Below are 16675 nucleotides of genomic sequence, written 5' to 3' on the forward strand. Positions count from 1 at the left end.
GCAACAAGGCGGCGAGAATCGAAATGGGGGATGAGATGATGAAACGTGGCTTTGCCGCGCTGCTTGGTGGTGGCGCGATGCTTGCTCTTGCCCAACCTGCTCTGGCCCAACCTGCTCTGGCCCAACCTGCTCTGGCCCAACCTGCTCTGGCCCAACCTGCTCTGGCCCAACCTGCTCTGGCCCAACCGGCCCTTGCCCAACAGACACCCGCCGCCGCAGGACAGAGTGAACTGGCGCCCGGCGAAATCGTGGTTACCGCACAAAAGCGCGCCGAACGTCTGCAGGATGTGCCGCTGGCCGTCACCGCCATTGCGGGCGAGGCGCTGGCCACGCGCGGGATCACCGACACCAAGAGCCTGACCCAGATTTCGCCCACGCTGTCCTATCAGCAGGGCAACAATCCGTCGAACTCCAGCTTCCGCATCCGCGGTATCGGCACGGCGGTCTTTGGTCAGGGCACGGAAAGCTCGGTTTCCACCGTGCTGGACGGCGTGGTCATGGCGCGTCAGGCGCAGGGTTTTTCCGATCTGGCCGATATTGAGCGGATCGAAGTGCTGCGCGGGCCGCAGGGCACGCTGTTCGGCAAGAATGCCACGGGCGGCGTGATCAACATCGTCACCGCCCGGCCCAGCAAAACCCTGACCGGCAAGATGAATGCAAGCATTGCCGAAAAGGGCGAATATCACCTGAACGGCACGGTGTCGGGGCCGCTCAGCGACAAGCTGGGCGTGCGCGTTTCCGGTTTTTACAACAAGGATGACGGCTACATCTATAACGTCACCCTGCGCCGCAAGACCAATGGCTATGAATCCTTCGGCCTGCGCGGCAAGATGGAGCTGGATCTGGGGCGGCTCAACCTGCTGGCGACCATCGATTATTCGAAGAACAACGCGCTCTGCTGCCAATCGGTGCTGATCCGCTCGGACAATGCCAGCCTGACCACGCTGGTTGCGCCCGTCGTGCCGGGGCCAAACAATGTGCAGGTCGGCTCGAATGCCGACACCACCTCGCGCACCTCGCAGCAGACCTATTCGCTCGAGGCCAAATATGATCTGGATTTCGCCACGATCACCTCTGTCACCGCGTGGCAGCACTACAGCTTTGACAATACGGTCGATGTCGATGGCATCAACACCGCCGTGCCGATCTTTACCGGCACCAATGCGGTGGCGCAGTATGACGTCAATGGCGGGCCCTTCACGCTGGGCGGGTTTACCCAGGAATTGCGCATGTCCAATTCGGGCAAGCAGAAGCTGAATTACACCATTGGCGGGTTCTTTTCTGACACCACGCTGGACCGTGAATTCACTCGCCGCTTCGTCAATTGCACGGCCTCGGGTCTGACGCTTGGCGCGACTTGTCCCTCGACCAATCTGGCCGGTTTTTCGGGCCATCACCGCGCTCATCTGCGCCAGAGCCAGATCGCCGGTTTCGCCCAGTTCGACTACAATATCACCGGCGGCCTGAAGGCGCTGGGCGGGCTGCGCTGGCAGCATGAGACGATCTCGGTCTGGGGCAAGCAGGACACGACGCCTCCCTTTGCGGGCGATACGATCCTCCAGAGCGGCTATCCACTGACCGAGGGCACCTCGGCAGCCTCGGACGATGTGCTGACCGGCAAGATGGGTCTGCAATATGAATTCAACCGCCGCGCACAGGTCTATGCCTCCTATACGCGCGGCTATAAGGGGCAGTCGCTGGGCACGGAATTCACCCAGACCTTCAACAACAACCCGGTGGTCCAGCCCGAAACGGTAAATGCCTTCGAGGTCGGCTTCAAGGGCAGCACCGCCGATCGCAAGATCAGCATCGCGGTTGCGCTGTTCCTGGCCAAATACAAGAACCTTCAGGTTCAGGCCAACCGTTCGGACCCCTCGACCAACACGTTCACTTTCGTGACCACCAATGCCGGGGCCTCCGAAACCAAGGGTGTGGAAGTGGAAATGACGCTGCGCCCGTTTGAAGGGCTCAGCGTGGCCCTCTCGGGTAGCTATGTGAAGACCCGCTTCGATGCCGACGGCATTGGCTGCCCGCTGCAAAATCAGGCGGCCTTCACCACCGTGACCACCGGATCGGCGGCGCCCGTCAACACCTGTTTCCGCTACAAGACGGGATCGAGCTTTGTGTCGAGCGCGGCGCAAAACATCGTTGGCGGCATCCTGCCCAACACGCCGACCTGGCGCCTTGGCGTCAATCCGCGCTATGAACATCCGCTGGCGGACAAAATCGCCTATGCCGATGTCAATGTGGCCTATCAGAGCAGCGTCAATTTCGCGCTGGAGCAGGACCCCTTGCAATGGCAACCGGCCTATACCACCGTGGACGCCACAATCGGTCTGCGCGCCGAGGAGAAGGGGCTCTCCTTCTCGCTCTTCGTCAAGAACCTGACCGACCAGCGTTATTACACCGCGATGGGCACGCCGGGCCTGTTCACCACTCAGACGGTGACGCCGACCAACCGCATGGGCTTCCTGCCCAAGGGCGCGTTCCGCTATTTCGGGGCGACGGTGGGCTATAAGTTCTAAAATGGCCAAGGTTGGGGAGATTGGAGGGGGATACCCCTGCAATCTCCCCACCGGCCAAATGGCGCATCGGGCTTTGCCCTGTTGATTACCGCGTTCAGGCCCCTATTAGCGCATGCCCATTTCACCGCGTTTGCGCCGCCATCACCTTCTGCCTATCCTGCTCGGCCTTGCCTGTCTGGGCGCCGGACCGGTGCTTGGCGGAGAGAGTTTGCCGGTCTCGGCCGTGGTTCATACAGACAGCACAAACGGGGCACGCTTCGATCCGGCCGAGGCCCTTGGGGCGGGGATTGATGGTGGCGCGGGCGGCGCGGCGGGGCGGCTTCTCACCCGGCACAACGTCTCCGCCATGCGCAGCGCCCGTCTGACCCGGCTGACCTATCGGCTGCGCACAGAGCTGGGCATCGAGAACTGGCACTGGAACCCGGAGGGGCAATGGAGCGATCCGGCCCACCAACAAGGCTATTGGACATCCAGCGACCGCGCGAAAAAGTCGATCCGCGTCTCATGGGGCTACAAGCTGCCGCGGCGGGGGGACACGATCGACAATGCCAATGACCGGGATTATTCACGCCTGACCGACGGCGACGAGACGAGCTTCTGGAAATCCAATCCCTATCTCGACGCCGCCTTCCTCAAGGATGGGCGCCCGCATGAGCAATGGCTGCTGCTGCGGTTCGACAATCCGGTTGATATTGATGCCGTCAGGATCGCCTGGGGCACGCCTTATGCCGCCGCCTACAAGGTCCAGTATTGGTCGAGCGACAATGACTATGGGCCGGGCGCGCATTGGATCACCTTTGACCATGGCGTCCTAACCGGCGGAAAGGGCGGCGATGTGCTGCTGAAACTGGCCGAGCGGCCGGTCAGCGTGAAATATCTGCGCGTGCTGCTTGAGCAAGGGTCGCAAACCGCGCCGCCGGGGGCCAGGGACTGGCGCGACCGGGCCGGTTTTGCCGTGCGCGAGATCGGGGCAGGGCGGATCGGGCCGGATGGCAGGCTGGTCGATCTTGTCCGCCATGCCGCCGACAAGACGGGGCAGACATTCACCCATGTCTCCTCCACCGATCCGTGGCATCGCTCCATTGATCGCGACCCGAACTTGGAGCAGCCCGGCCTTGACCGCGTGTTCCGCAGCGGGCTCGGCAATGGGCGGCCGATCCTGCTGCCGGTGGGCGTGCTGTTTGATACGCCCGAGAATGCGGCGGCGGCTTTGCGCTATGTGCGATGGCGGCGCTATCCGGTGACGCAGGTGGAATTGGGAGAGGAGCCCGACGGGCAATTCGGCAATGCCGATGATTATGCCGCGCTCTACCTTGCCTGGGTGGACCGGCTGCGCCCTATCGCCTCCGCCATCCATTTCGGCGGCCCCAGTTCGCAAAGCGCGCTGAGCGAGACATGGCTCAATTCCGACCCGGATCGCTCATGGAACCGCCACTTTATCCGCGCCCTGCAGGATCGCGGTCGCCTGTCGGACCTGCAGTTCTACTCTTTCGAATTCTACCCCTTCGATGACATTTGCGGCGACATTCCCGCCAAGCTGATCGAGGAGGACCGCCTGATGGAGCGGCTGATGGCGCGATTGACGGCCGAGGGGGTGGGGCCGGATATTCCCCGGATCATCACCGAATATGGTTTTTCCGCCTATTCCGGCCGCGCCATGGCCGAAATGCCCAGCGCCCTGCTGATGGCCAATATCATCGGCCAATTCCTGAACGAAAGGGGCAGCGCGGCCTATCTGTTCGGCTATGGTCCGAATGTGCCGGTCAATCAGAACATGGCCTGCGCCGGTTATGGCAACATGGCCCTGCACATGGCCGACCGAAATGGGCAGGCGGCCACACCGCTGCCCAGCTATCACACTGCCCGCCTGTTGACCCGGGACTGGCTGATGTCCAGGGGCATGCATCAATTTCTGCCGGTTGAGATGAAGGATGGCGCCGACCCTGCGGTTCGCCTTTTTGCCATCCGGCGGCCCGATGGTAAGCTGGGCCTGATGGCCATCAACCGCAGCCCGGATCGGACGGTTGATCTGCATGTCATGGCTCAGGGCGCCCATGGAGCGGCCCGCCCGATCGCGGGCCGCGTGAAGCTGAGCCTTTTTGGCCCGGACCAATATGCCTGGATCGACCAGGGCCCGGCGAGCCGCCCCGCCCGCTCCGCCCCTCCGGCAAGGACGTCCGCTTCTATGGGCGATCTGAATATCGTGCTGAAGCCGATGAGTTTGGCGGCGGTGATTGCACCTTGATAAGTCATCGACAAAGGCTTTTTCTGCGCTGAAAAATAAGCATCAAGACCGATTTGGACTGGTTTTAAATAACTTCATGGCTAAGCATGGGCGAAATTGGCGGTCCGAGGGGTTATTGATGCGAAGGAATAGTCTTGGTCTGGTGCTGGCATTCGGCTTTTCGGCGATGTTTGCCGCAACGGCCGCGCAGGCGGAACTGAAGCCCATTCCTTCCAAGGCCGGAAAGGACTGGCGCCATGCGTTGACCGGCACCACTTTTCCGCCGCAGATCGGCGAGCTGCCGCGCAGGAACATTGCCGATTACGGCAACCAGCAACTCGACATCGCCGCGATTTATGAGCAACCGGAAACCGGGACCGTGGCAACGGTCTATGTCTATCGGGCCGGATTGCCGGATGCTTCGATTTGGCATGATCGCATCCTCAAGGTGATGGGCGGCGCAGGGCTGGGCGAGGTCGATCAGAGCAAGAAGGTCACCACTATCTTCACCCCCAAGGGGCAGGGCGAAAACAGCGGCATCCGCTCGGTGGTTCCGCTGTCGGGCAAAGCGCAGGCGGCGAGCGGGGTGGCTGTGTTTGCGCATGATGACTGGCTGATTGTGGTCCGCATGACGAGTGCGAGCCTTGCGCCTGCCGATCTGGACCCGGCCCTCGCCACCTTTGTCGATGCTCTGGGCATTGGGGCGGCAAAAAATCCTGCGACGGCGGCCTATGGCATCACCCCTTGCGCCCAGCCTTTCCCGACCCAGACTGTTGAGCGCGGCGCGCGCGACATGACCGGGGGTCTGTTGGCAGGCGCTCTGATGCAGGTGGTCGAGGAAGGCAAGGTCAAGCCGGACAAGGGCGAGGGAGCGTCCGAAATTCCGCATTATTGCTCTGATCCCGGCGCCGTTGTCGATTACGGCGCCTATCGCAACGAGAAGGATGCCGGTAACTATCTGATAGCGGTGGGGGATGATGGCAATGTGATCTGGCTGGCCCCCGACACCATGGCCGCGCTTCTGGATGAGAAAAAGAGCGGTCAATATGCGATGACGCTGACAACTGTGGCCAATCGGGTCAGTTATGCGCCCTTCACCGCCATGCCGAGCCCGGCGCAGGTGATGAAGGTGCTGCAAAGCGAAAGGCCGATTTCGGTGGTGAACCGGGCGATCGGCAAATCGAAGAACAAAACCATCACCATCGCTCCCGATTAGGTCCTGCTCAGCCCGATCGCAGGAATATCGGGCCATTTTCCGTTTCCTCAACCAGCATTATGAGACCATGCTCTCAGCCTTCCTCTCATGCCGGTATCCATGCGCGGGGTTTGGGATCTGCCCGGCCATTGCCGGTTATCATCAGACGTCAGCGATAGCCGGGCCATCGTCCGGGAGATCGACGTGGTTTTCTGGGAAACAGTCTTTACCCCGAGACGTATTTTGATTTCCGGTGTGTCGAACTGGACGGCTGCCGGGGCGTTCGACGAAGAGGGGGAAGTTCTCTTTCGCGAAATGAAGCCATTCTCGGCTCAGCGCTTTGCGCCGATCCACATGGAGAGTTCGATATCCTCGGCAAAGGGCAGGGAGAGGTAGCCCTGACCGGGCGCGCGTACTTTGGCCAGATAGTGTGGGCAATAATCGGCATTGTCGGCAAGGATGAGAGCGCCGGGGCGCAGATGCGGCTCGACCAGGGCCAGAACGTCGGGATAGAGCGCCTTGGCCCCGTCGAGCAGCACGAGATCGATGCCATCGGGCAGGCCATGGGCCAATGTTTCCAGCGCATCGCCCGCGCGGATTTCTACCAGATCGGCAAGGCCAGCCTGCGCCAGATGGTCGGCGGCGCGGGCGATCTTGGAAGGTTCGAATTCGGCGGTGATGATCCGGGCGTCTGGCACGCCATTGTCGCGCAGCGCCGCAGCCAGATGCAGCGTCGACAGGCCGAACGAGGTGCCAAACTCAACAATATGGCGCGCGTTCATAGCCCGCGCCAGCATGTAGAGCAGCCGCCCCGCCTCACGCGAGACGGGCAGGGCAATGTCTTTGAGATGGGTGTAAAGCTCACGCCATTCGGCCTTGCTTTGCATCAGCCGGTCGATCTCTTCGGGCGAAGTCTGGGCAAAGATGGGCAGGTTTTCCGGGCGCAAGGCATCGGCCTGGGCAAACAGGTGGGTCAGCAGCGGGGCAACAGGGGCGGTGGTCAGGGTGGTCATGATCGTCTCCGGGGATGGGGAGTTGTCCTGAGCGCAAAAATATGAGCAATTACTCATCTTTTCTAATCGCATTGGCAGGATCAGCGATGGATACGCCCGCAAACCCCCGTCTTTCCTCGCGCAAACAGCCGCAGCAACAGCGTTCGGCACAGGCCGTGACGGCGATTCTTCAGGCCGCTGCTCAGGTTTTGACCACCCATGGCGCGGCGCGTTTTACCACTGCGCGTGTGGCCGAAAGGGCGGGGATCAGCATCGGCTCGCTCTATCAATATTTTCCGAACAAGGCCGCGATCCTGTTCCGCCTGCAAAGCGACGAATGGCGCGAGACGCGCGGGATGCTGAATGCCATGCTGGCCGATACTGCTGTGCCGCCGCCCGAGCGGCTGCGCGCGGTGGTGCGCGCCTTTATCGCCTCCGAGGCCGAGGAGGCGCAGATGCGTCAGGCGCTGGAGGATGCCGCACCGCTCTATCGCGACGAGCCCGAGGCGCAGGCGGCGCAAGGCGAGGGGAGCGGGGCGCTGCTCGGCCTGCTGCGTGAAGCCGCGCCGGGCGTGTCGGACGATGCGCTGCGCGTTGCTGCCGACACGATGCTGGCCGCCTTCAAGGCGCTGGGCAAACCGCTGTCCCTGCGTGATGAGGGCGAACGTCTGGTCCGGACGGAGGCACTGGCCGATATGCTCTGTGCCTATCTGGCGTGGTTGGGCGTCGACGGGGCCGCGACTTAATTATATCGGCCCGCAGTATCCGGCACCAAGCCGTCAAAGCCGAGATGGTCGCGCATGGCAAAACACAGCCCGGCAGCGATGATACAGGCCGATGCGCAGACCAGCAGCACAAGATGCATTGCGGAGCCAAGCACATTCTGGTGGCTGGCCTGCATCGCCAGCAGGGTGATGAGGACCGCGGGCAAGGTGTTGGCAAGGTTCATATAACCCAACCAACGCCCCTTCTTGCGCGAGGAGGTGATGATCTCGGCAACAAAGGCCGCCTCGACGGAGAAAAAGGCCGCCTGCGCCAGATGAAACAGCGCATAGGCCACGGCCAGCATCCACCATCCCGGCGCCGTGGCAAAACCCGTCAGCGCCAGCGCGGCCAAGAGCGCGCTGCCGATCATCAGGCTGCGCCGGTCGGCCAGCATGTCGGACAGGCGGCCAAAGGCCACCGCGCCGCAGCAGGCCGCAAGCGCGGCCCAGAGCGACAGCCAGCCCACCGCCGTATCGGCCGTCAACCGGCTGGCCGCCATCGGCCCCTGCATCACAAACGCGATATAGGGATAGAGATAATTGGTCAGCAAGGCCGCGCCCAGTTGCAGCAAGAAGCGCGCCCACCAGGCCAGCGCAAGATTACGCAGGAGGAGCGGCGTCCGTCCACCCGCATCGCCCACCGGCATGGGCGCAGGCTGCGGTTTCAAAGGCGATCCAAAGGGCCAGAAGACCAGCAGCGGCAAGACGCAGGCGGCGACAAGCGCGATTGTGAAGGCAAACCCGGTCGATCCATCAACCGGCGCGGCCCATGCGATGACGGCCACCGAACCATTGGCCACCGGCACGCCGCAATTGAGGAAACCGGCGATGTTTCCCTTGCGCTCATCGGGAATATAATCCGCGATCAGCGGCCCTATCGGCCCCAGCAGCAGGTTGACCGCGATCTGAAAAGCGATGACCCCCAGGGCAAGCACCGGCGGGCTGTATGAAAAAGCCAGCACGCCGTAGCTGGCGAACAGGCAGGCCAGGCCGCCCGCGATGGCCCTTCGACGGTTGCCGCGACGGGTCATCGCGCGGTCGCTGATCTGTCCCGCCGCAATATTGGCCAGACTGGCGGTGATCCCGCCCGCCAGCACCAACATGGCGAGCAGATGTTCGCCGCCCGCCGCAACCCCGATCGAGGCCACCCGGCGCGGCAGGAGCAGCACCAGAAAGGGCATAAAGGCGATATTGGCGCCCATATAGGCCAGAACATAGAAGGCCTCGCCCACCGAAAGAGGTCTTTTGCCCACCATCGGTTTAGCCGCGCGGTGCTTTGGTGGTGGCGCGCACGACGAATTCATACGGGAGTTCGAAAGCGCCCATGCCTTCCTCACCCTTGGAAAGGGCGATCAATTGGGCACAGGCTTTGCCGATCATCGCCGCCGTGGGCTGGCGGATCGCCGTAAGGGGCGGCACACTGAAACGCACGCCCGGCGTGTCCTCAAAGCTGATGACGGAGAGATCATCAGGGACTTTAAGGCCAAGATCGGCCGCCACATGGAGCGCGGCAAAGGCCATCTTGTCATTGTCGGCAATGATCGCAGTGGGCGGGCTCGGCGCGGCCAGCATGGTTTCCAGCACGCTGACCGCCATGTCGAAATAGAAATTGCCCGCCCCGATCGGCCCGGCTTCGGGCGGAATCCCGGCCTCGGCCAAAGCCTCGCGAAAAGCCTTGCGGCGCTTTTGCGAGGGCCCGTAATTGAGAGGCCCGGCAAGGAAGCCGATGGAGCGATGCCCCAGTTCCAGCAGGTGGCGGGTGACTTCGCGCATGGCGCCTTCGTCATCCATATAGACATCGACAAAATTGCCGCCTTCGTAATGGCCCACGCGAGCACAGGGAATTCCCTGCCGCTCCAGCCAGTCCACCAGTTCCAGATTGTCGCAATGCGGCGGGGTCAGGATCACGCCATCGGGGCGCAGGGAACCGACCGCGCGCGCGATTTGCGGGATGGTCGTGCCCGCATCGGTGTCGATCAATTCCAGCACCATATGGTAATTGTGGCGTTCGCATTCGCTCATGCCGCCATAGAGCATCTGATCGACCCAGTCATTGCCGCGGCCCGATGTCCAGTTTTCAAAGGTGCGCGCGCGGTCATTGATCGAGAGGATCAGATAGGAGCGCGCGCCCCCCATCCGCCGCGCCGACAGGTTGGGTACATAGCCCAGTTGTTCCACCATCGCCTCGACCCGCTGGCGCACGGCGGGTTTTACATTGGGGCCATTGTTGATGACCCGCGACACCGTTTGGCGCGAGACACCGGCGGCGGCGGCAACATCTTCGATCGTGACTTTGGCAGGTTTGTGCATCGTGATCCCTTTGGGCGGTTATCCCCACAAAGGGCCATCATCGCAAGCCAATTGAGAGCGTTCACAAAATATGTTGTGAACGCTCTCAATCTTGGCTATTCGCTCTCTCGCACAATGAGTCGGCCGCCAATGCGGCGGCAAGGGAGAGCGCAATGAACCGGCAATGGGCCCGTCAGGGGCTGATCTGCGGCCTGAGTCTGGCTGCTATGGCGATGGGGATGCCCGTCGCGGGGCAGGCACAGGAGCAGGGGCAAAACCAGCAAACGCAGCGCATTGCCGATCTGCTCGCCCATATGAGCGTCGAGCATAAGGTGGCGCAGCTTGTTGAGCCCGACATCGGCTCGATCACGCCCGAGGATATGCGCCGCTATCGCTTCGGCACGATCCTGAACGGCGGCAATTCCGGCCCCGGCGGCAATGACAAGGCTCTGGCTCCGGCATGGCTGGCGCTGGCCGATACGATGTATCGCGCAGGCACCGAGCCGCTGCCGGCAGGCGAGCCGGTCATCCCGCCCTTTTGGGGCACGGATGCGGTGCATGGGCACAATAACATCATTGGCGCGACGCTGTTTCCGCACAATATCGGGCTGGGCGCGGCGCATGATCCGGCTCTGGTGCAGCGCATCGGCGCGGCCACGGCGCAAGAGATCGCGGTCACCGGCATCGACTGGGCCTTTGCGCCGACGCTTGCTGTGGTGAAGGATACCCGCTGGGGCCGCTCTTACGAGAGCTATTCCGAGGATCCCGCGCTGGTGGCGCGCATGGGCGTGGCCGAGGTCGAGGGCCTGCAGGGCAAGCTGGGCACCAAGGATTTCCTTAATCAGCGCCATGTGTTGGCCAGCATCAAGCATTTCTTTGCCGATGGCGGCACGGGCGGCGTCGATCAGGGCGATACGCGCGGCGATCTGGACACAATCATCGCCACCCATGCCAGCGCCTATATCCCCGCGATCAAGGCTGGGGCGCAGACGGTCATGGCCTCTTTTTCCAGCATCAACGGCGAAAAGATGCATGGCAACAAGGCGCTGCTGACCGATCTGCTGCGCGGCAAGATGGGTTTTGACGGGCTGTTGGTGGGCGACTGGAATGCTCATGGGCAGGTGCCCGGATGCAGCAACGGCGATTGCCCGAAATCGCTGCTGGCCGGGCTGGATGTGTTCATGGTGCCCAATGACTGGCGCGCGCTGTATGACAATCTGCTGCGCGAGGTGCGCGACGGCACGATCCCCATGGCGCGGCTGGATGAGGCGGTGGGGCGCGTGCTGCGCGTTAAATTGCGCGATGGCCTGTTTGAAAAGCCCGCGCCCGCACAGCGTGAACTGGCGGGCAAGTGGGAGCTTCTGGGTTCGCCCGAGCACCGCGCCGTGGCCCGTGAGGCGGTGGCCAAGTCGCTCGTGCTGCTGAAAAACAATGGCATTCTGCCGATCAAATCCTCGGCCCGCATTCTGGTGGCCGGACACGCGGCGGACAATATCGCGCAGGCGGCTGGCGGCTGGACCATCACCTGGCAGGGCGGCGGCGATCTGACGAATGCCGATTTCCCCGGGGCGACCTCGATTTATGGCGGCATCGCCAAGGCGGCGGCCAAGACCACCCTCGCGGCAGACGGCAGCTATTCCGCCCGGCCGGATGTGGCCATCGTCGTGTTTGGCGAACAGCCCTATGCCGAATTTGTGGGCGACCGGCCCGATCATGCGCTGCATGACGAGGAAGGTCTGAACCTGCTGCGCAAGTTCAAGGCCGCGCATATTCCGACCGTGGCCGTGCTGCTGTCCGGGCGCCCCTTGTGGGTCAATCGTGAATTGGCGCTGGCCGATGCCTTTGTCGCGGCGTGGTTGCCGGGCAGCGAGGGCGAGGGGATTGCCGATGTGCTGATCGGCGGCAAGACCGACTTTACCGGACGTCTGCCGTTTCATTGGCCCGCTACCTGCGATGACAGCGGCAAGCCTTTGTTCGGCGTGAATTATGGCGGCAGCTATCGCCAACCCGCGCCGCGTCTGCCTGTGCTGGGCCAAACCTGCGCGGCGCTCAATGCCAGCGCCAGCGGCACGTTCGAGGTGTTTCACAAGCGTCTGGCCGCTGGCGTCGATGCCAGTATCCGTGAGGGCGCGGACGAAACGCTGCTGCATGGCTTTGTGGGCGCGGGCAAGCAATTGCGCGTGCTGGGCTTTGACTATTCGGCGCAGGAGGATGCGCGCGAATTGATCTGGAAAGGCCCCGCCGATCTGCGGCTGAGCTGGCCCGTTGCCAATATGAAGCCCTTTGCCGGGGCGACCTCGGGCGAGGTCGTGCTGCGCTACACCATCGACCAGGCGCCGGGCGGCCCCGTCACTCTGACCGGCATTACGGAAACCGGCGCGGGCGGGACCCAGGTTGACCTCGCGTCCACGCTGCGCGCGGCGGCGGGGCGCGGTTGGCAGACTGCCCGTATCCCGCTCGCCTGTCTGGCGGGCAAAGCCGGTGGCGCCATCGCCGGGGTCGATCTGAACGTGGGCGCGCCGCTTGGCATGAAAATCGCCACGATCGAGGTGCGCCCCGGCGGGGCCACCACCAGCTGCACCGAAGCGAAGTTCTGAAGAAAAGCTCTGAAGAAAAACATCTATCAGGAGGATGGTCATGAGGAAGATACAAAAAACTGTGGTCTCGCTTGCCGGGGTCGCCATCGTTCTTGCCTGCGGGGCCAGCGCCGCGCAGGCCCAACAGGCCGCGACGGGCGCGCAAACGCCCGCCGCCGAAGAACCCGGCGCCATCGTCGTGACGGGTCTGCGCAAATCTCTGGCCGATGCCGTGGGCATCAAGCGCAACACCCAAGGTGTGGTCGATGCGATCACCTCGGAAGATATCGGCAAGATGCCGGATACCAACCTGGCCGAATCGATCCAGCGCATTCCGGGCGTTTCGATCGACCGCTCGAACAACGAAGGCTCGCGCGTTACCGTCCGCGGCTTTGGGCCGGAGTTCAATCTGGTGACGCTCAACGGCCGCTCGATGCCGGGCAGCGGCACCGGCGGCACGCGCTCTTTTGACTTCGCCAATATCTCGGCCGATGGCGTGTCGGGCATCGATGTGTTCAAAACCGGGCGCGCCGATGTGGCCTCGGGCGGCATTGGTTCGACCATCGACATCCACACCGCGCGTCCCTTCGACCACAATGGTCTGCGCGCGTCGGCGCAGGTCAAGGGCACGGATGACACGTCGCGCTCAGGCTTCCATGTGACGCCGGAATTCTCTGGTCTGGTCAGCGACACGTTTGCCGATGATCGCATCGGCGTCCTGCTCAACGGCTCCTATTCCGAGCGCGACAGCCAAGTCCAGTCGGCCTATACGCGCGGGTGGCTGAACCTCCATAAAAATTCCGATCCCGCCAAGAGCGACTTCGGCAACGCGGCGCTGATTGATAATAACACGAACCCGCAGGGCAATTATTGGGCGCCGCAGGACGCCAACTGGGCGGTGGAAAACCATCACCGCATCCGCATCAACGGTCAGGCCGTGCTGCAATTCAAGCCCACCGACACGATCGTGGGCACCATCGACTACACCTATGCGCTGTATAAGGACCACGCGCTCAAGAACAGCTTTGGCGCATGGTTTGGCTATGGCGGCGCCTTGAGCAGCGCGACCATCGACAAGAACGGCACGATGACCAATCTGGTCGATGCCGGTTCCGACCTGTCCTATACCGGCACCGACGACCAGCAGCGCAACCAGCTCGGCTCGCTGGGCGGCAATGTGAAGTGGCAGGCGTTCGACAATCTGACCATTACGGCCGACGCCCATCATTCGGTCAACAATTCGACCGACGAGTCCCAGTTCTACATCGTGGGTCAGGACCAGAATTATTCGATCAACAAGATCTTTGATTCGACCAAGACCGCCATCCCCACGACGACCTGGACCTTCCAGTCGCCGTATAATGTGAACAATCTCAATACCTCGCTGATCACGCCGCTGTTTGGCCAGCACAATCTCAGCCGCCAGCGCACCGCTGTCGATGAGGCCAAGCTGGAAACCGAATGGCGCAACAATGGCGACAGCGGGTTGCGCGCCATCAAGGTGGGCGTGAACTACAAGCAGACCAAGACGGGCTTTACCGTTTACAACAGCGGCAATATCTCGAACGGCTATTATGATCCGCGTCTTGACGGCGCCTTGCCCTCGTCGCTGTTCACCAAGGTCAATTCCTCCTCGCTGCTGAACGGCATGTCGGGCGGCGGCAAAGATATTCTGGTGCCCTATTTCTACAGCTTCAATCCGTTCGCTGTGTCGCAGGCACTGGCGGGTCTGCCCAATTACAATGGCACCGGCCCGGCGCCCGCCTATCCTTCGGGCTATGGCTATGGCACCGTTCCCGCCACGGACAATCTGATCAAGGAGCGCACCTTCTCGGCCTATGCCCAGATGCAGTTTGATGCCGATTTCAACGGCATGCGCTTCCGGGCGCAGGCGGGTGTGCGCTATGAACATACCAGCGTCAACTCGGCCAGTCTTCAGCAGACGCCGGTGTCCGTCACCTGGAACAACCCCACCGAGTTCCAGACCCAGTTCCTGCCCGGCGCGCAGATCTATACCGCTGGCAGCAGCTATAATGACTTCCTGCCCGCCATCGACATGAGCCTGCAGATCACCAAGCGACTGGTGGCGCGTGCGTCCTACAGCACGACGATCACCCGTTCGGATCTGACCTCGCTTGTCTCGACGCAGGTGGTCAATGCCAACCCACATGTGGGCAACCGCACGATCTCGTCGGGCAATCCGGGCCTGCTGCCCTATACGTCGCAGAACTTCGACCTGTCGTTCGAATATTATATCAAGAATAACAGCTACTTCTCGGCGAACTATTTCGTCAAGCAGGTGTCGAACTTCATTACCCAGACCACCAGCAATGTCACCATTCCGGGCCTGACCGATTCCTCGGCAGGCGCGCTGGCGCAAAAGGCGACGGCCGAGGTTCTGGCCGCGGGGCAACAGGCCAGCCCGCAGAATATCTTTGCCCAAATGGTGGCCGATACCGGCAAGCAGGCCTTTGTCGGCCAGCCCAACGATCCGTTGATCACCTGGCAATTGACCAAGCCCAGCAACGGGCCGACGGTCAACATCCATGGTTTTGAATTTGCGGGCCAGTATGTGTTTGGCGATACCGGCTTTGGCCTTCAGGCCAACGTGTCGCTGCCTGCAGGCGGCGCGCATTATGACAACACCAATATCCTTGAACAGTTCGCCTTGCCCGGTTTGAGCAAGTCGTACAACATCGTCGGCTTCTATGAAAAGAACGGGTTCCAGACCCGCGTTGCATGGAACCATCGCGATGCGTTCCTGGCCGCGCTGTCCCAGCCGCTCTATGCCAACCAGCCGACCTATACCGCGGCCTATGGTCAGCTTGATGCCAGCGCGAGCTATGACATCACCCCCCACGCCACGGTGTTCATCGATGCCGTCAATATCCTGGGCGCATCGCAGAACCAGTATGGGCGCTTCACCAACCAGTTCCTGTATGCCGCCAAGGGCTATGGGCGCTATCAGGTGGGCGTGCGCGTCAAGCTGTGAGGCCTGAGAGCTGAACCGGATCGGAGCCGCCTCAATGTCTGATTGGGGCGGCTCCCTTTTTTCACGCCAATGTCTGCAAAAGCATTTCGCGCAAATGCGCCGCGCTGTTCCGGGTGAGTGTGCCAAAGGGGCCGCGCGCCGCCTCGGGCAAATGGTCGAAGGCCGGACCGTTGGTTTCAAACACCAGATTGTCGAACACCACCTTCCACGCTGCGCGCTGATCTTCGGGCAAATCGCGCAGGGTGAGCAGGCCGGAGAGCAAGGCGGTCATCGGCGATCCAAAATAAGCCGGCACATCGCGCCACCATGTGTTGACCATGACATTGACACTATCGAGCGATTCAACGCCATGCCACCACAAGGTCGGAATATAGATCGCATCGCCCGGTTCGAGAATGGCGGTCAATCCATGCGCCTCCGCCTCGCGATAGCGGGGAAAGCGCTCGAAATCAGGCGCGCGTATATCGACCAGGCTGATCGGTTGGCCAGCAGGCGTCAGGTCGAGCGGGCCCATATAGAGGTTGGGCAATTGCTCGATGGGAAACAGGGTGAATTGGCGCCGCCCCGCCACCACGCAGGCGATGTTTTCGACATTGTCATAATGGGGCGCGGTCATCGTCCGGTTGCCGATCCAGATGGATTGCAGAAACTGGCTGGCCGGGATGAAGGGCGTGATGTCGTGGCTCTGGGCAAAACCGGGGAAATATCCGGCCAGCGCCAGCGATCCGGCGAACAGGGCGGATGGCTCCGCAAGGGCCGCCTCGGCGCGCAGGCGCGCGACAAAATCGGCGATGGGGGTCAGTTCCTTGCGATAGTTGAAGCTGGTATAGCCGGACTCATAGAAAAACCGCCCGCGATGAACCGGATCGCAGACAAAGTGAGGGATGGGAAGACCGGAGCTGATGGCGCAAAGATGATCAAGCAAGCCGTCAGGGCTGAGAAGAACAGAAGGCCATGAGGATATGACGCCCTTCAATACGGCGGGCTGCGCCATCGGCTTTATTTCTTCAAGGAAGGCCTGAGGCGTTACGTCAAAGTATTCCGACATATTATTCATATAATTATCTTTTCAAAATATTTTGGTGAATAATATTATATTTTGGGGATGGGTCAATCAA

The 16675-nt window shown here is 62.0% G+C and carries 10 protein-coding genes; 6 read left to right on the forward strand and 4 right to left on the reverse strand.

The features are described from left to right. The first annotated feature begins 35 nt into the window (after positions 1–35). The 3 genes from FHW92_RS17985 (at position 36) to FHW92_RS17995 (ending at position 5965) form a co-directional block, all read left to right on the forward strand. Positions 36–2525, forward strand: coding sequence for a TonB-dependent receptor (locus FHW92_RS17985; RefSeq protein WP_246870247.1), 2490 nt, complete (start codon positions 36–38; stop codon positions 2523–2525). A 112-nt stretch (positions 2526–2637) separates the two neighbouring features. Then, positions 2638–4770 (forward strand): discoidin domain-containing protein, encoded by a 2133-nt coding sequence (locus FHW92_RS17990; protein WP_168604644.1) that lies wholly within the window; start codon positions 2638–2640, stop codon positions 4768–4770. 118 nt (positions 4771–4888) lie between these two features. Further along, the gene (locus tag FHW92_RS17995) at positions 4889–5965 is read left to right on the forward strand and encodes a hypothetical protein (RefSeq protein ID WP_168604645.1); all 1077 of its coding nucleotides are present in this window, start codon (positions 4889–4891) and stop codon (positions 5963–5965) included. Positions 5966–6276: 311 nt separating this feature from the next. Here FHW92_RS17995 and FHW92_RS18000 read toward each other — a convergent pair whose 3' ends face one another. Beyond that, complete coding sequence (locus FHW92_RS18000; protein WP_168604646.1) at positions 6277–6957, reverse strand: class I SAM-dependent methyltransferase; 681 nt, start codon at positions 6955–6957, stop codon at positions 6277–6279. Between the two features lie 86 nt (positions 6958–7043). Here FHW92_RS18000 and FHW92_RS18005 point away from each other — a divergent pair, with 86 nt between their 5' ends. Then, entirely contained in the window at positions 7044–7682 is a 639-nt protein-coding gene (locus FHW92_RS18005) for a TetR family transcriptional regulator (protein WP_168604647.1), read from the forward strand. Here the strand turns inward: FHW92_RS18005 and FHW92_RS18010 are convergent. Both FHW92_RS18010 and FHW92_RS18015 read right to left on the reverse strand, forming a co-directional pair. Then, positions 7679–8956 (reverse strand): MFS transporter, encoded by a 1278-nt coding sequence (locus FHW92_RS18010; RefSeq protein WP_168604648.1) that lies wholly within the window; start codon positions 8954–8956, stop codon positions 7679–7681. The two genes, FHW92_RS18005 and FHW92_RS18010, sit on opposite strands and share 4 nt — an antisense overlap. A gap of 4 nt (positions 8957–8960) precedes the next feature. After that, positions 8961–10010 (reverse strand): LacI family DNA-binding transcriptional regulator, encoded by a 1050-nt coding sequence (locus tag FHW92_RS18015; protein ID WP_246870248.1) that lies wholly within the window; start codon positions 10008–10010, stop codon positions 8961–8963. 152 nt (positions 10011–10162) lie between these two features. Here FHW92_RS18015 and FHW92_RS18020 point away from each other — a divergent pair, with 152 nt between their 5' ends. Beyond that, on the forward strand, positions 10163–12586 hold the full coding sequence (locus FHW92_RS18020; RefSeq protein WP_172249321.1) for a glycoside hydrolase family 3 protein: 2424 nt from the start codon (positions 10163–10165) through the stop codon (positions 12584–12586). 40 nt (positions 12587–12626) lie between these two features. Beyond that, positions 12627–15557, forward strand: coding sequence for a TonB-dependent receptor (locus FHW92_RS18025; protein WP_246870249.1), 2931 nt, complete (start codon positions 12627–12629; stop codon positions 15555–15557). 61 nt (positions 15558–15618) lie between these two features. On the opposite strand, the gene FHW92_RS18030 is transcribed toward FHW92_RS18025, so the two are convergent. Then, the gene (locus FHW92_RS18030) at positions 15619–16614 is read right to left on the reverse strand and encodes a cupin-like domain-containing protein (protein WP_168604650.1); all 996 of its coding nucleotides are present in this window, start codon (positions 16612–16614) and stop codon (positions 15619–15621) included. Positions 16615–16675 lie beyond the last annotated feature (61 nt).

It is taken from the genome of Novosphingobium sp. SG707 (assembly GCF_012275515.1).
In the GTDB taxonomy this organism is placed as follows: Bacteria; Pseudomonadota; Alphaproteobacteria; order Sphingomonadales; family Sphingomonadaceae; genus Novosphingobium.

Excerpts from the sequence above, each read along its gene's own strand:
- FHW92_RS17985 (WP_246870247.1), top strand. The coding sequence starts at position 36 with ATGATGAAACGTGGCTTTGCCGCGCTGCTTGGTGGTGGCGCGATGCTT.
- FHW92_RS17990 (WP_168604644.1), top strand. The coding sequence starts at position 2,638 with ATGCCCATTTCACCGCGTTTGCGCCGCCATCACCTTCTGCCTATCCTG.
- FHW92_RS17995 (WP_168604645.1), top strand. The coding sequence starts at position 4,889 with ATGCGAAGGAATAGTCTTGGTCTGGTGCTGGCATTCGGCTTTTCGGCG.
- FHW92_RS18000 (WP_168604646.1), bottom strand. The coding sequence starts at position 6,957 with ATGACCACCCTGACCACCGCCCCTGTTGCCCCGCTGCTGACCCACCTG.
- FHW92_RS18005 (WP_168604647.1), top strand. The coding sequence starts at position 7,044 with ATGGATACGCCCGCAAACCCCCGTCTTTCCTCGCGCAAACAGCCGCAG.
- FHW92_RS18010 (WP_168604648.1), bottom strand. The coding sequence starts at position 8,956 with ATGGTGGGCAAAAGACCTCTTTCGGTGGGCGAGGCCTTCTATGTTCTG.
- FHW92_RS18015 (WP_246870248.1), bottom strand. The coding sequence starts at position 10,010 with ATGCACAAACCTGCCAAAGTCACGATCGAAGATGTTGCCGCCGCCGCC.
- FHW92_RS18020 (WP_172249321.1), top strand. The coding sequence starts at position 10,163 with ATGAACCGGCAATGGGCCCGTCAGGGGCTGATCTGCGGCCTGAGTCTG.
- FHW92_RS18025 (WP_246870249.1), top strand. The coding sequence starts at position 12,627 with ATGAGGAAGATACAAAAAACTGTGGTCTCGCTTGCCGGGGTCGCCATC.
- FHW92_RS18030 (WP_168604650.1), bottom strand. The coding sequence starts at position 16,614 with ATGAATAATATGTCGGAATACTTTGACGTAACGCCTCAGGCCTTCCTT.